Origin of the sequence: Bradyrhizobium sp., assembly GCF_036735945.1 — a bacterium.
GTDB lineage: Bacteria > Pseudomonadota > Alphaproteobacteria > Rhizobiales > Xanthobacteraceae > Bradyrhizobium.
Map to the genome: position 1 here is coordinate 1 of NZ_DAINNI010000042.1, position 12,092 is coordinate 12,092.

The window sequence follows — 12,092 nt, forward strand, 5'->3', positions numbered from 1 at the left end:
GAATGCCGAACTTGTTCTCGGACTTGCCGGTGGCGATCTTGGCGTGGGTGCCGGCGTCGACGTCCGGATTGACGCGCAGCGAGATCCGTGCGGTCCGGCCGGTCTCGACCGCGAGCTTCGAAAGCAGCTCCAGTTCGGGCTCGGACTCGACGTTGATGCAGAGAATGTCGGCGGCGAGCGCCGCGCGCAGTTCGGCCTCGGTCTTGCCGACGCCGGAGAACAGGATCTTGTTCGGCGGAATTCCCGCCGCCAGCGCGCGTCTCAACTCGCCGCCGGAGACGACGTCGGCGCCGGCGCCGAGCTTTGCCAGCGTGCGCAGCACCGACTGGTTGGAATTCGCCTTCATGGCGTAGCAGACCAGTGTCTTCTCGCCGGCAAAGGCCTCGGTGAAGACGCGGTAGTGACGCTCCAGCGTCGCGGTCGAATAGCAGTAGAACGGCGTGCCGACGGCTTCCGCCAATTCGGACAGGTTGACGGCCTCGGCGTGCAGCACGCCGTTGCGATAGTCAAAATGATTCATGGCGCGGTCTCAGTCGAGCAGCGGATCGAGAACGAACTTCTTCTTGCCGCCCTTTGGAGCGCTGGGGCCGGCGTCGGTTCCGTAGGTCGGATTGAAGACGCCGGGCTGCGCCGCGCGCTCGGTCTCGGTATCCGACGTCGGCTGGACCTGCGACGACGCGCTCGGCGGCAAATCGAGGCCGCTCTTGCGTCCGCAGCCGCCGAGCGCGAGCGCGGTCACGCTGAGCAGGATGATGGCCCATCCCGACGACGACGGGCGGTAGTTACTGATCACGACGAAATCCCCAATGCGCGGCGCACCATACAAAGATTGCCATGGTCTGGCGAGTGCCGATCCGCCACGGAAACCCAAGAAATTGCACGCGAAATTTTTCTAGCGGCCCGATTTTTGCTCTTTTTCCAGCCGTTTCAGCCAGGCTTTGGCCTGCGCGGCCACGTTCTTCGGCGCCGTGCCGCCAAAGCTGGTCCGGCTCTTGACGGAGGCTTCGACCGACAGCACGCGCAGGGCGTCAATGGTGATTCTGGGCTCGACCTCCTGCATCGCCTTGAGCGGCAGCGCGTCCAGGGCGGCGCCCTGCTCCGATGCGAGGGCGACGATGCGCCCGGTGACGTGGTGGGCGTCGCGGAACGGCATTTTCAGGGTCCGCACCAGCCAGTCGGCCAGATCGGTCGCGGTGGCATAGCCCTCGCCGGCGGCGGCCTTCATCCTGACCTCGTCGGGCACGAGATCGAGAACCATGCCGGTCATGGCGCGAATCGCCAGCGACAGCGCGGCAAACGCCTCCATCGCCCCCTGCTTGTCCTCCTGCATGTCCTTTTGATAGGCGAGCGGCAGGCCCTTCATCACGATCAGGAGACCGTTGAGCGCGCCGATCACCCGGCCGGTCTTGGCGCGCACCAACTCGGCGGCATCCGGATTGCGCTTCTGCGGCATGATCGAGGAGCCGGTGGTGAACTTGTCGGAAAGCCGCACCAGGCCCACCAGAGGCGAAGTCCAGATCACGATCTCCTCCGCGAAGCGCGACATGTGCACCGCCGCGATCGACGCCGCCGACAGCGTTTCCAGCACGAAGTCACGGTCGGAGACCGCGTCCAGCGAATTGGCCATCGGACGGTTGAAGCCGAGCGCCTTCGCGGTCGCCACGCGGTCGATCGGAAACGAGGTTCCGGCCAGCGCCGCGGCGCCCAGCGGCGATTCATTCAGCCGCTTGCGCGCGTCGGCAAACCGGCCGCGGTCGCGCGCGGCCATCTCGACATAGGCGAGCAGATGATGGCCGAACGTCACCGGCTGGGCCGTCTGCAGATGGGTGAAGCCCGGCATCACGGTCGCGGCATGTTCCAGCGCGCGGGCGGCGAGCGCGTGCTGGAAGTCGGCCAGCGCCGCATCCGTCGCGTCGATCGTGTCGCGGACGAAGAGGCGGAAATCGGTCGCGACCTGGTCGTTGCGCGAACGCGCAGTGTGCAGCCGTCCCGCCGCCGGCCCGATCAGCTCGGAAAGCCGGCTCTCGACGTTCATATGGATGTCTTCGAGCGCGCGCTTGAAATCGAACGAGCCCTTGCCGATTTCTGACAAAATCGTGTCTAGACCCTTGCCGATATTTTTCGCATCACTCGCCGTGATAATGCCTTGCGCGGCCAGCATCGCAGCGTGGGCCTTGGACGCGGTGATGTCCTGGGCATAGAGGTGACGATCGACGTCGATCGAGATGTTGATTTCCTCCATGATCGCATCAGGACGCTCGGTGAACCGGCCGCCCCACATCTTGTTGCTCATGACTTCCCGAGTCCTACCTTCTATGAAGCCGAATATCGCCGCCCCCGGGCGAAACGCCGCGCCGGTTTCGGCCGTAACTCGACCGTAATCTTGCGCCCTGCATAGCCGTATCTGACACAGGATGACAAACGATATGCCCGAAATCTCCCCGCCCCGCCCGTCCGCGTCGCGCCGGATCCCGATCGCCATCGGCGCGGTGGTGGCCGCGGGCGTCGTCGGTTTGGGCGCGTTTTACGGGCTTGGCGGCCTCAAGCGCGACAGCGGCGGCGATCCCTCCTGCGCCGGCGCGGTCGACCTCGCCCGCAAGATATCGCCGCTGGCGCATGGCGAGGTGGCGGCGCTGACCATGGCGACAAGCCCGCTGAAGCTGCCCGACCTCGCCTTCGAGGACGCCGAGGGCAAGCCGCGAAAGCTGTCGGAATGGCGGGGCAAGACCGTGCTGGTGAACCTGTGGGCCACCTGGTGCGTGCCGTGTCGCAAGGAGATGCCGGCGCTGGACAGCCTGCAGGCCAAGCTCGGCGGCAAGGATTTCGAGGTGGTCGCCGTCAATATCGACACCCGCGACCCCGAAAAGCCGAAGAATTTCCTGAAAGAGGCCAATCTGACCCGGCTCGGCTACTTCGCCGACTCAAAAGCCAAGGTTTTTCAAGATCTTAAGAACATAGGCAAGGCGTTGGGCATGCCGACCTCGGTGCTGGTCGACGGCCAGGGCTGCGAGATCGCCAACCTCGCCGGTCCCGCCGAATGGGCCAGCGACGACGCGATCAAGCTGCTCAAGGCCGCGATGCAGCCGACGAAGGCGGGGTCTTGAGGCCGAGGGCGGACGGTGCCGTTGCGCCGGGTGAGGCGTCAGACCTCGTCCTGAGGTTCAAGAACCCGATCAGGCCGTAACGTTCAGATTGCCGCCGACGCCGGGGGCGAGATTGGCGGTCGAGGGGATGCCGAGCAGGGTCTGCACCGCCGCCTTCTCCGCATCGGCATTCTGCTTGATGATCGACGTCTGGATCTGCTGCTGCATGCCGCCAGCCTGCATGGCGAGCATGCTCGAAACCATAGCCATCGTATCCATACGCGACACTCCTGAAACGCGAGCGAACCGTATCCCGGCGCCGGTTAACGAAGTCTGGAGACGGAGGAAGATGTAGCGACGTAGGATGGGTAGAGCGCAAGCGAAACCCATCATCGCCCTGTCCGGCAATCGATGGGTATCGCTTCGCTCCACCCATCCTACTGCATCGGGGCTGACGCCTAGCGCGTCGGGACCGGCTTGTCGCCGCGATAATCGTAGAAGCCGCGCTGCGTCTTGCGGCCGAGCCAACCGGCCTCGACGTATTTCACCAGCAGCGGGCACGGCCGGTATTTCGAATCCGCCAGCCCCTCATGCAGCACCTGCATGATCGACAGGCAGGTGTCGAGACCGATGAAGTCCGCGAGTTCCAGCGGCCCCATCGGATGGTGTGCGCCGAGCTTCATCGCGGCGTCGATCGCCTCGACGTTTCCGACGCCCTCATAGAGCGTGTAGATCGCCTCGTTGATCATCGGCAGCAGGATGCGGTTGACGATGAAGGCCGGAAAATCTTCCGATACCGCGACCTGCTTGCCGAGCTTGCCGACGAATTCCTTCGACGTATCGAAGGTCGTGTCGTCGGTGGCGATGCCGCGGATCAGTTCGACCAGTTCCATCGCCGGCACCGGATTCATGAAATGAATGCCGATAAAGCGCTCGGGACGGTCGGTCGATGCGGCGAGCCGCGTGATCGAGATCGACGAGGAGTTGGTGGCGACGATCGCCTCCGGCTTCAGCACCGCGCAAAGTTCGTGAAAGATCTTGCGCTTGACCTCTTCCTTCTCGACCGCGGTCTCGATCACGAGGTCGCAATCGGAAAGGCCGTCGAGCGTTTCGGTGGAACTGATCCGCTGCAGCGCCTGCTTGCGCGCATCGTCGGTGATGGTCTTCTTGGCAACCTGGCGCGACAGATTGCCGTTGATGGTCGCCATCGCCGACTTCAGCCGTTCGTCGGAGAGGTCGTTGAGCACCACGTCGAAGCCGGCGAGCGCCGCCACATGCGCAATACCGTTGCCCATCTGGCCCGAGCCGATCACGCCGACCTTCTTGATTGTCACCGCCATCTTTTCATCCACCGGAACGGCGCGCATATCGCGCCTGTTCATATACGAACCTCGAGAAGCGAGGTTTCGGTCCCACCATTGGCATGTATTCTTGACGCGAAGCTTAATCCACTTCGCCCGTAACCGCTTAAGGTAAATTATCGGCCGGACGTTGCGCGCCCGGCCGATTTATCTTGCATTTTTTTACTTCCCAAGCGCCTCGGTCAGTTCAGGAACCGCCTGGTAGAGGTCCGCGACCAGACCGTAATCGGCGACCTGGAAGATCGGCGCGTCTTCATCCTTGTTGATCGCAACGATCACCTTGGAATCCTTCATGCCGGCAAGATGCTGGATCGCGCCGGAGATGCCGATCGCGACATAAAGTTCCGGCGCGACCACCTTGCCGGTCTGGCCGACCTGCCAGTCGTTCGGCGCATAGCCGGCGTCGACCGCGGCGCGCGAGGCGCCGACGCCCGCGCCGAGCTTGTCGGCGAGCGGCTCGATATATTTGGCGAAGTTCTCGCGGCTCTGCATCGCGCGGCCACCGGAGACGATGATCTTCGCCGACGTCAGTTCCGGACGGTCGCTCTTGGCGACTTCCTCGCCGACGAAGCTGGAAAGGCCCGGATCGGCCGCAGCAGCGGCGTTCTCCACCGCCGCGCTGCCGCCGTCGCCGGTCGCGGCGAAGGTCGAGGTGCGGACGGTGATGACCTTCTTGGCGTCCTTCGACTTCACGGTCTGGATCGCGTTTCCGGCATAGATCGGCCGCTCGAACGTATCTGGCGCGACCACCTTGATGATCTCGGAAACCTGCATCACGTCGAGCAGGGCCGCGACGCGCGGCATCACGTTCTTGAAGCGCGAGGTCGCGGGCGCGACGAAGGCGTCATAGCCGGAAGCCAGCGACACGATCAGCGCGGCCAGCGGCTCGGCGAGATCGTGGGCATAGGCGGCGTTGTCGGCAAGCAGCACCTTCGTGACGCCGGACAGCTTTGCGGCGGCATCGGCCGCCCCCTTGGCGTTCTCGCCGGCGACCAGCACGTGCACGTCGGCGCCGAGCGCCGCAGCCGCCGTCAGCGCCTTGTTGGTGGCGTCCTTGATCGATGCGTTGTCGTGTTCGGCAATCAGCAGCGTCGTCATCAGAGCACCCCGGCTTCGGTCTTGAGTTTGGATACCAGTTCGGCAACGTCCTTGACCTTGACGCCTGCCTTGCGGCCCGCCGGTTCGGCAGTCTTGAGCACTTCGAGACGCGGCGTGAGATCGACGCCGTAGTCGGCCGCGCTCTTGTCGTCGATCGGCTTCTTCTTCGCCTTCATGATGTTGGGCAGCGACGCATAGCGCGGCTCGTTCAGCCGCAGGTCGGTGGTAACGATCGCCGGTCCCTTCAGCTTCACGGTCTGCAGGCCGCCGTCGACCTCGCGCGTGACCTTGAAGTCAGAGCCGTCGACCTCGAGCTTGGAGGCAAACGTCGCCTGCGACCATCCAAGCAGCGCCGCCAGCATCTGGCCGGTCTGGTTGGAATCGTCGTCGATCGCCTGCTTGCCGAGGATGATCAGGCCCGGCTTCTCCGCCTCGGCCACGCCCTTCAGCAGCTTGGCGACCGCCAAGGGCTCGACATTGCCTTCGGCCTTGACGAGGATGCCGCGGTCGGCGCCCATCGCGAGGCCGGTCCGGATCGTCTCGGAGGCCTGCGCCGGACCGATCGAAACCACCACGACCTCGGTCGCCTTGCCGGCTTCCTTCAGGCGCAGCGCTTCCTCGACGGCGATTTCGTCGAACGGATTCATCGACATCTTCACGTTGGCCAGTTCGACGCCCGTTCCGTCGCTCTTGACGCGGACCTTGACGTTGTAATCGACCACCCGCTTTACCGGCACAAGAACCTTCATCGCTCTTCTTTCGCTTGAATTCTGGGTTTATTGGCTTGGCATTAGCTTGGGCGCGGAACCTAAAGGCCCCGCTATCGCCGGTCAACGCGCGAAAGCCAAAAATCAGCCCCGGACAAGGCCCTACCTTAGCGGTTCTGACCCGGCACCCACAACACGTCTCCAGCCCCATTATCGTTCATGGCGCGGCTGGCGACGAACAGAAAATCCGACAGGCGGTTCATATAGTGAATGGCAGCCTCGCTGACCGGCTCCTCGGGCCGGGCGGCGAGTTCCACCATAATCCGTTCCGCCCGACGGCATATGGTGCGGGCGAGATGCAGGTATGCGGCAGCGGGGGTGCCGCCCGGCAGGACGAACGAGGTCAGGGGCGCGAGGTGCTCGTTCAGCGCATCGATGTCGCGCTCGAGCCGCTCGACCTGGCTCGACAGCATCCGCAGGCGCTCGGCCTTGCCGTCGCGCTGGGGCACCGCGAGGTCGGCGCCGAGATCGAACAGGTCGTTCTGGATCCGGCCCAGCATCGCGCCGAGTTCAGGCGCCTGGCCGAGATGCAGCCGCGCCACGCCGATGGCGGCGTTGGTCTCGTCGACGGTGCCGTAGGCGGCGATGCGCAGATCGTATTTCGGACGGCGCTCGCCGCTGCCGAGCGCCGTGGTGCCGTCATCGCCGGTTCTGGTGTAGATGCGGTTGAGCACGACCATTGGCGCGTCCCTCTATCCTGCCTTCATTTACCCATCGCCCAGACCACCACCATGGTGATCACGATGGCGACGAACTGCAGCACGACCCGAAGCCGCATCAGGTTCTGCGAGCGGCTCGGCGAACCGCCGCGCATCATGTTGACGAGGCCGAACAGCAGCACGATGGCCACCGCCGCAACCATGATGGGAAGAACGATCGAACTCAGAAAGGATGTCATCGCCGCTACATAACATCGCGAAGCGCCGACTGCCACACGTTCACAGCCCCTCGCACAAGCCCCCGCATCGCGGCTCGACGATCTGGCTTTTAAGCCAGTAATATCAGATGCTAGCCGATATCTTGTGACGACGTCTCAAGGCCCTATGTTTGGACCGACCGCCAATCCCCCCGATCGAGGTGAGATGTGAGGCTCATTCGCTTTGTCTATCTCGTCGTGGTGGAGGCGTTTTACACGTTCCTGGCCGACGACGGCTGGGCGATCGCGAGCCACATCGCGCTGTCGACGCTGATGGCGCTGTTCCCGTTCCTGATCGTCCTGACGTCGCTGGCCGGCTTTTTCGGCTCCAAGGAACTCGCCGACGGCGCCGTCGGCCTGCTGCTGCAGACCTGGCCGCAGCAGGTCGCCGACGCGCTATCGAGCGAAATCCACGACGTGCTGACCACGACGCGCGGCGACATCCTGACCGTCGGCGCGGTGCTGGCGGTCTATTTCGCCTCCAACGGCGTCGAGGCGCTGCGGGTCGCGCTGAATCGCGCCTATTCGGTGGTCGAGCCGCGGGCCTGGTACTGGCTGCGGCTGGAATCGATCGGCTACACGCTGGTCGCCGCCTTCACCTCGCTGGCGATGGCATTCCTGATCGTGCTCGGCCCGCTGATCCTGGAGACGGCGCGCCGCCACATTCCATTCTTCGTCGAGAGCAATGAAAGAGTTCTGTTTTTCGCCCGCTACGGCATCACCATCGGCGCGATGATCGTGGCGCTGTTCGCGCTGCATGCCTGGCTGCCCTGCGGCCGGCGACGTTTCCTGCAGATCCTCCCCGGCATCGTCTTCACGATGGTGGCGTCGCTGATCTCGGGCATCGTGTTCGGCCAGTATCTGGCGCGCTTCGCCAGCAATTATGTGACGATGTATGCCGGGCTTGCCTCGGTCATCATCGCGCTGGTGTTCCTGTATTTCATCGCCGCGATCTTCGTCTATGGCGGCGAACTGAACGCAGCCATCATGAAGTCGCAGCTGCCGAAGGGGATGTCGCTTCATGCAGCGCAGTCGCTAAAGCGCGCGGAGACACAGGCTTGACCAGGAAGAGATCGGCGCCCGCCGCGCGCGAAGCCGCCTCGTCCTCGCCGCGGCCGGAGATGCCGATGATCGGGATGCGCCCGAGCGGCGCATCCAGCGCGCGAATCCGCCTGATCGCCTCGACGCCATCGATGCCCGGCAGCACCATGTCCATCAGCACCGCGTCGAAGGCGCCGTGCGAGAGCCGCGCCGGCGCCGCCTCGCCCTGGCCGACGAACTCGGTCTGGTGACCGAGTTCGGTCAGGATCGCGTTGAGCACGACGCGGCCGAACGGATTGTCCTCGACGCTGAGCAGCCGCAGCGTTCGCTGCGAACCGGCCGAAGTCTCGCCTTCGGCGCCGTTCTCCGCCGTCACCGGGCTCTGTGCGGATGACATCACGACATTGAGGCTGAACGTGGTGCCGCCGCCGCGCCGCGGCGTCACGGTGACGTCGCCGCCCATGGCGCGCGCCAACTGCCTGACGGAGGACAGGCCGAGCCCGGCGCCGCCGAAGCGCGATGCAATGGAGACGTTGGCCTGCGAGAACGGCCGGAACAGGCGCTTGATTTCGGTTAGGGTCAGACCGATGCCGCTGTCGGAGACGGCGAATGTGACGGCGACCTTGCCCTTGGGAGCACGGACCGGCATGACCTGCAGCGCGACGCTGCCCTGTTCGGTGAATTTGACGGCGTTATCGATCAGGTTCTCCACCGCCGCGCGCAGGCGGACGGAATCGCCGACCGCGAACCCTGGAAGCTTCTCGGAGATAGTAACCGCCGATTGCAGGCCCTTGGCCACCGCGCGCCCGGTCAGCGAATCACCGGCATTGCGGGCGAGCGTACGCAGGTCGAAGAAATCCTGCCGCACCTCGAGCCCCGGTCCGGTGCTGCGCGCTGCATCGACGAACACCGTCGCCAGGCTCGCCAGATGTTCCGCGCCGGCCTTGATGGTGTCCACCCAGCGCCGTTCGCGCTCGCCAAGCTCGGACGTCGCCAGAAGATTGCTGATCGCCAGAATGCCTGTGAGCGGCGTACGAACCTCGTGCGCAAAGGCGGCCAGCGCGGCCTCGATCACGTCAGGAGCTGAGACGGCAGACTTGCGTACGCCGCGCGCAGTGGCCGCGGCGCTGGATAAGCGCTTCTTCGCTCGCCGCTTCTTCACTGGCCGTGTGACGCGCCGTGCACGCTTCGCCGCCATGTTTCCCCTATCCGCTGGCGCGCCAGCATGACACGCGATGGCGGCCGGTGTCACGGACACGTTTTCAGCAACCCCCAGTAGTATTACGGAGGTCGTCTGACAGTCCGACGAAGCGGCGAACCTCGGAAGGCGTGACACCTCGCCCCCGCAATTCGCGCAAACCCGTGGCCTGCGTCGATTTCGACAGCTTTTCTCCCGACGCATCTTCGATGAGCCGGTGATGCCGGTATGCCGGTTCCGGGATACCGAGTAGAAACTGCAGCACGCGGTGGACGCTGGTCGACCAGAACAGGTCCCTGCCCCGCACCACGTCGGTGACACCTTGCAGGGCGTCGTCGATCACGACCGAGAGGTGGTAGCTGGTCGGCGTCTCCTTGCGCGCGAGAATGACGTCGCCCCAGGCTTCAGGTTGTGCCCTGATGACACCGGTCTCGCCGTGAGGGCCTTCGCCGTGCTCGACCCAGGTGAGCTGATTCGCCCGCGCGCGGGCGGCTTCCATGTCGAGCCGCAGCGCATAGGGGATGCCCTGCCCGATCAGGCGGCTGCGCTCAGCCGCCGGCAGCGATTGCGCGGCGCCCGGATAGAGCGGCGCCCCGTCGGGATCGCGGGGCCAGGGCGCCGTAGCCTCGCGATCGGCGACCATGCGGGCGATTTCCGCGCGGCTCTCGAAGCTCGGATAGACCAGGCCCATCGCCGACAATAGTTCGACCGCCTCGCGGTAGCGCGCGAAATGCTCCGATTGCCGCCGGACCGGCGTCTCCCAGGCGATCCCGAGCCAAGCAAGGTCCTCGTAGATCGCCGCCTCGAACTCCGGGCGGCATCTCGTCGCATCGATGTCCTCGATCCGCAGCAGGAACCTGCCGCCTGCTCGACGCGCGAGGTCGAAGTTCAGCAACGCCGAATAGGCGTGGCCGAGGTGGAGGTAGCCGTTCGGGCTCGGGGCAAATCGGAAAACCGGCGGCATCCTTGCTGGCACTCTCAATTCCGGACAGCCCGAAGCGGGTCTTCATACCAAGTGACCCGGCAGTCCGTCACTCGATAGCCTTTTACGATATAAGATGGATGCGCGAAGCCAGCCGAAAGTTTTCGATGACCATCCACCTCAGCAGCCAGTCCGATCTCGAGGATGCCGTCCACGCGCTGGTGATGCAGGATACGCGGCTGAAGCCGATCTTTGAGCTGACGGGGATGCCGGCGCTGCGGCAGCGCGAGCCGGGATTCGCCGGGCTGGCGGCGATCGTGTGCGGCCAGCAGCTATCGACCGCCAGCGCCGGCGCGATCTGGGCACGCCTCGCGGCGGCGTTCGATCCGTTCGATCATCACGCGATCGGCAAGGCGCGCGCCGATCGGCTCGGCCGGCTGGGGCTGTCGGCGGCCAAGATCAAGACGCTCAAGCATATCGCCCGCGAACTGGCCGCCGAGCGGCTCAATCTCGAGGTGCTGGCGGAAGAGGACGCCGATGCCGCGCACCACACGCTGATCGCGCTGCCCGGCATCGGCCCATGGACCGCCGACGTCTATCTGCTGTTCTGCCTCGGCCATGGTGACGCCTGGCCGGCCGGCGATCTCGCAGTGCAGGAAGCCGTCAAGATCGGGCTCGGCCTGAAGGAACGCCCGACCGCCAGGCAGATGATGCCGCTGGCCGAACCCTGGCGCCCGCTGCGCGGCGCGGCGGCGCATCTGTGGTGGAGCTACTATCGCGTGCTGAAAAAGCGCGAGGGCGTGCTTCCCGACAGTGCTACCCCCGCAGCCGCACCCGGTCCTCGCGCGCGCAGGCGGTGACGAAATCGATCACCGCGCGCACGGCCGGCAGATCGACCAGGTCGGGATGCGCCAACAGCCAGATGTCGGCCACGCTGACCAGCTTTTGCGGGGCGACACGAACGAGATCGGGATAGATGCTGGTGACGAAGCAGGACAGAGCCGAGATGCCGAGTCCGGCGCGGGCCGCTGCCAGCATGTCGCCTTGCGAGGAACAGCGCATCACCACCTGGCCCTGCCGGGTGATGAAATCGCTCCAGCGGGCGAGCCGCTCGTTCGAGGCGCGGTCGGCAAAGCCGATGACGCTGTGGCCTTTCCATTCATCGCGCCGCTCCGGCAGACGCCGCCCGGCGGCGTATTCGCGCGAGGCATAGAAGCCGGTGCCGAGGCGGCCGATCTTGCGGCCGACGAGGTTCTCTTCGCCGCTGTCGACCGGGCGCAGCACCACGTCAGCCTCGCGGCGGCGTACGCTCGCCGGGTACGGATGGGTGATGATCTCGAGCTGGATATGATCGTGCGTGCGCAGGAACGGGCCCAGTCGCGGCATCAGCCAGTGCGAGGCGAGCGTCGAGCCGATCGACAGCTTGACGACGCCGCGGGCCTGCGCGCCGGTGGCGGAGACCGCGGCTTCAGCACGCAGGGCCGCCGCCGCCATCGCCTCGACATGCTCGTGAAATTTGCGGCCCTGCGAGGTCAGCGACAGGCCGTCATTGGAGCGCGCGAACAGGGGGATGCCGAGCTGGCTCTCCAGCTCCGTGATCTTGCGGCCGACCGTCGGATGGCTGGAGCGCAAACGGCGCGCCGCCGCAGCGAAGCTGCGGGTCTCGGCGACGGCGACAAAGGTCTTGCAGAGGTCCCAATCCATCC

Annotated in this window: 15 protein-coding genes; 3 read left to right on the forward strand and 12 right to left on the reverse strand. The window is 65.3% G+C overall.

Going from position 1 to position 12,092, the window contains the following annotated elements; all coding sequences use genetic code 11:
* The 3 genes from V7E26_RS15700 to argH all read right to left on the reverse strand — a co-directional run.
* The coding region (locus tag V7E26_RS15700; RefSeq protein ID WP_442893407.1) for a diaminopimelate decarboxylase family protein at window positions 1–520 on the reverse strand (520 nt) is incomplete at its 3' end.
* 9 nt (window positions 521–529) lie between these two features.
* Window positions 530–793: an LPS translocon maturation chaperone LptM gene (lptM, locus tag V7E26_RS15705; RefSeq protein ID WP_324417567.1), complete on the reverse strand. Its 264-nt coding sequence runs from the start codon at window positions 791–793 to the stop codon at window positions 530–532.
* Between the two features lie 99 nt (window positions 794–892).
* Entirely contained in the window at window positions 893–2,293 is a 1,401-nt protein-coding gene (gene argH / locus V7E26_RS15710; RefSeq protein ID WP_324417569.1) for an argininosuccinate lyase, read from the reverse strand.
* Between the two features lie 133 nt (window positions 2,294–2,426).
* Here argH and tlpA point away from each other — a divergent pair, with 133 nt between their 5' ends.
* Window positions 2,427–3,104, forward strand: coding sequence for a thiol:disulfide interchange protein TlpA (tlpA, locus tag V7E26_RS15715; RefSeq protein ID WP_442893408.1), 678 nt, complete (start codon window positions 2,427–2,429; stop codon window positions 3,102–3,104).
* 69 nt (window positions 3,105–3,173) lie between these two features.
* On the opposite strand, the gene V7E26_RS15720 is transcribed toward tlpA, so the two are convergent.
* The 6 genes from V7E26_RS15720 to V7E26_RS15745 all read right to left on the reverse strand — a co-directional run bounded on the left by V7E26_RS15720 (window position 3,174) and on the right by V7E26_RS15745 (window position 7,207).
* Window positions 3,174–3,362 carry a hypothetical protein gene (locus V7E26_RS15720; RefSeq protein WP_324417571.1) on the reverse strand — a complete coding sequence of 63 codons (189 nt, stop codon included), beginning with the start codon at window positions 3,360–3,362 and terminating at the stop codon, window positions 3,174–3,176.
* A gap of 179 nt (window positions 3,363–3,541) precedes the next feature.
* The gene (locus tag V7E26_RS15725) at window positions 3,542–4,423 is read right to left on the reverse strand and encodes a 3-hydroxybutyryl-CoA dehydrogenase (RefSeq protein ID WP_324417573.1); all 882 of its coding nucleotides are present in this window, start codon (window positions 4,421–4,423) and stop codon (window positions 3,542–3,544) included.
* 183 nt (window positions 4,424–4,606) lie between these two features.
* Window positions 4,607–5,542, reverse strand: coding sequence for an electron transfer flavoprotein subunit alpha/FixB family protein (locus V7E26_RS15730; RefSeq protein WP_324417575.1), 936 nt, complete (start codon window positions 5,540–5,542; stop codon window positions 4,607–4,609).
* Window positions 5,542–6,291, reverse strand: coding sequence for an electron transfer flavoprotein subunit beta/FixA family protein (locus tag V7E26_RS15735; RefSeq protein ID WP_324417577.1), 750 nt, complete (start codon window positions 6,289–6,291; stop codon window positions 5,542–5,544). The genes V7E26_RS15730 and V7E26_RS15735 overlap by 1 nt, the downstream gene beginning before the upstream one ends.
* Before the next feature lie 125 nt (window positions 6,292–6,416).
* The gene (locus tag V7E26_RS15740; protein WP_324417579.1) at window positions 6,417–6,989 is read right to left on the reverse strand and encodes a cob(I)yrinic acid a,c-diamide adenosyltransferase; all 573 of its coding nucleotides are present in this window, start codon (window positions 6,987–6,989) and stop codon (window positions 6,417–6,419) included.
* Between the two features lie 23 nt (window positions 6,990–7,012).
* On the reverse strand, window positions 7,013–7,207 hold the full coding sequence (locus tag V7E26_RS15745) for a twin transmembrane helix small protein (RefSeq protein ID WP_324417581.1): 195 nt from the start codon (window positions 7,205–7,207) through the stop codon (window positions 7,013–7,015).
* 186 nt (window positions 7,208–7,393) lie between these two features.
* Here V7E26_RS15745 and V7E26_RS15750 point away from each other — a divergent pair, with 186 nt between their 5' ends.
* Entirely contained in the window at window positions 7,394–8,287 is an 894-nt protein-coding gene (locus V7E26_RS15750) for a YihY/virulence factor BrkB family protein (protein ID WP_324417583.1), read from the forward strand.
* On the opposite strand, the gene V7E26_RS15755 is transcribed toward V7E26_RS15750, so the two are convergent.
* Window positions 8,211–9,464: an ATP-binding protein gene (locus V7E26_RS15755; RefSeq protein WP_324417585.1), complete on the reverse strand. Its 1,254-nt coding sequence runs from the start codon at window positions 9,462–9,464 to the stop codon at window positions 8,211–8,213. The genes V7E26_RS15750 and V7E26_RS15755 overlap by 77 nt on opposite strands.
* A 64-nt stretch (window positions 9,465–9,528) precedes the next feature.
* On the reverse strand, window positions 9,529–10,428 hold the full coding sequence (gluQRS, locus tag V7E26_RS15760) for a tRNA glutamyl-Q(34) synthetase GluQRS (RefSeq protein ID WP_324417587.1): 900 nt from the start codon (window positions 10,426–10,428) through the stop codon (window positions 9,529–9,531).
* A gap of 125 nt (window positions 10,429–10,553) precedes the next feature.
* Between gluQRS and V7E26_RS15765 the strand changes: the two genes are divergently transcribed.
* Complete coding sequence (locus tag V7E26_RS15765) at window positions 10,554–11,246, forward strand: DNA-3-methyladenine glycosylase family protein (RefSeq protein WP_324417589.1); 693 nt, start codon at window positions 10,554–10,556, stop codon at window positions 11,244–11,246.
* On the opposite strand, the gene V7E26_RS15770 is transcribed toward V7E26_RS15765, so the two are convergent.
* Window positions 11,203–12,090 carry a LysR family transcriptional regulator gene (locus V7E26_RS15770; protein ID WP_324417591.1) on the reverse strand — a complete coding sequence of 296 codons (888 nt, stop codon included), beginning with the start codon at window positions 12,088–12,090 and terminating at the stop codon, window positions 11,203–11,205. The two genes, V7E26_RS15765 and V7E26_RS15770, sit on opposite strands and share 44 nt — an antisense overlap.
* Window positions 12,091–12,092 lie beyond the last annotated feature (2 nt).

Excerpts from the sequence above, each read along its gene's own strand:
- gluQRS (WP_324417587.1), bottom strand. The coding sequence starts at position 10,428 with ATGCCGCCGGTTTTCCGATTTGCCCCGAGCCCGAACGGCTACCTCCAC.
- V7E26_RS15745 (WP_324417581.1), bottom strand. The coding sequence starts at position 7,207 with ATGACATCCTTTCTGAGTTCGATCGTTCTTCCCATCATGGTTGCGGCG.
- tlpA (WP_442893408.1), top strand. The coding sequence starts at position 2,427 with ATGCCCGAAATCTCCCCGCCCCGCCCGTCCGCGTCGCGCCGGATCCCG.
- argH (WP_324417569.1), bottom strand. The coding sequence starts at position 2,293 with ATGAGCAACAAGATGTGGGGCGGCCGGTTCACCGAGCGTCCTGATGCG.
- V7E26_RS15730 (WP_324417575.1), bottom strand. The coding sequence starts at position 5,542 with ATGACGACGCTGCTGATTGCCGAACACGACAACGCATCGATCAAGGAC.
- V7E26_RS15725 (WP_324417573.1), bottom strand. The coding sequence starts at position 4,423 with ATGGCGGTGACAATCAAGAAGGTCGGCGTGATCGGCTCGGGCCAGATG.
- V7E26_RS15720 (WP_324417571.1), bottom strand. The coding sequence starts at position 3,362 with ATGGATACGATGGCTATGGTTTCGAGCATGCTCGCCATGCAGGCTGGC.
- V7E26_RS15770 (WP_324417591.1), bottom strand. The coding sequence starts at position 12,090 with ATGGATTGGGACCTCTGCAAGACCTTTGTCGCCGTCGCCGAGACCCGC.
- V7E26_RS15735 (WP_324417577.1), bottom strand. The coding sequence starts at position 6,291 with ATGAAGGTTCTTGTGCCGGTAAAGCGGGTGGTCGATTACAACGTCAAG.
- V7E26_RS15740 (WP_324417579.1), bottom strand. The coding sequence starts at position 6,989 with ATGGTCGTGCTCAACCGCATCTACACCAGAACCGGCGATGACGGCACC.
- V7E26_RS15755 (WP_324417585.1), bottom strand. The coding sequence starts at position 9,464 with ATGGCGGCGAAGCGTGCACGGCGCGTCACACGGCCAGTGAAGAAGCGG.
- V7E26_RS15765 (WP_324417589.1), top strand. The coding sequence starts at position 10,554 with ATGACCATCCACCTCAGCAGCCAGTCCGATCTCGAGGATGCCGTCCAC.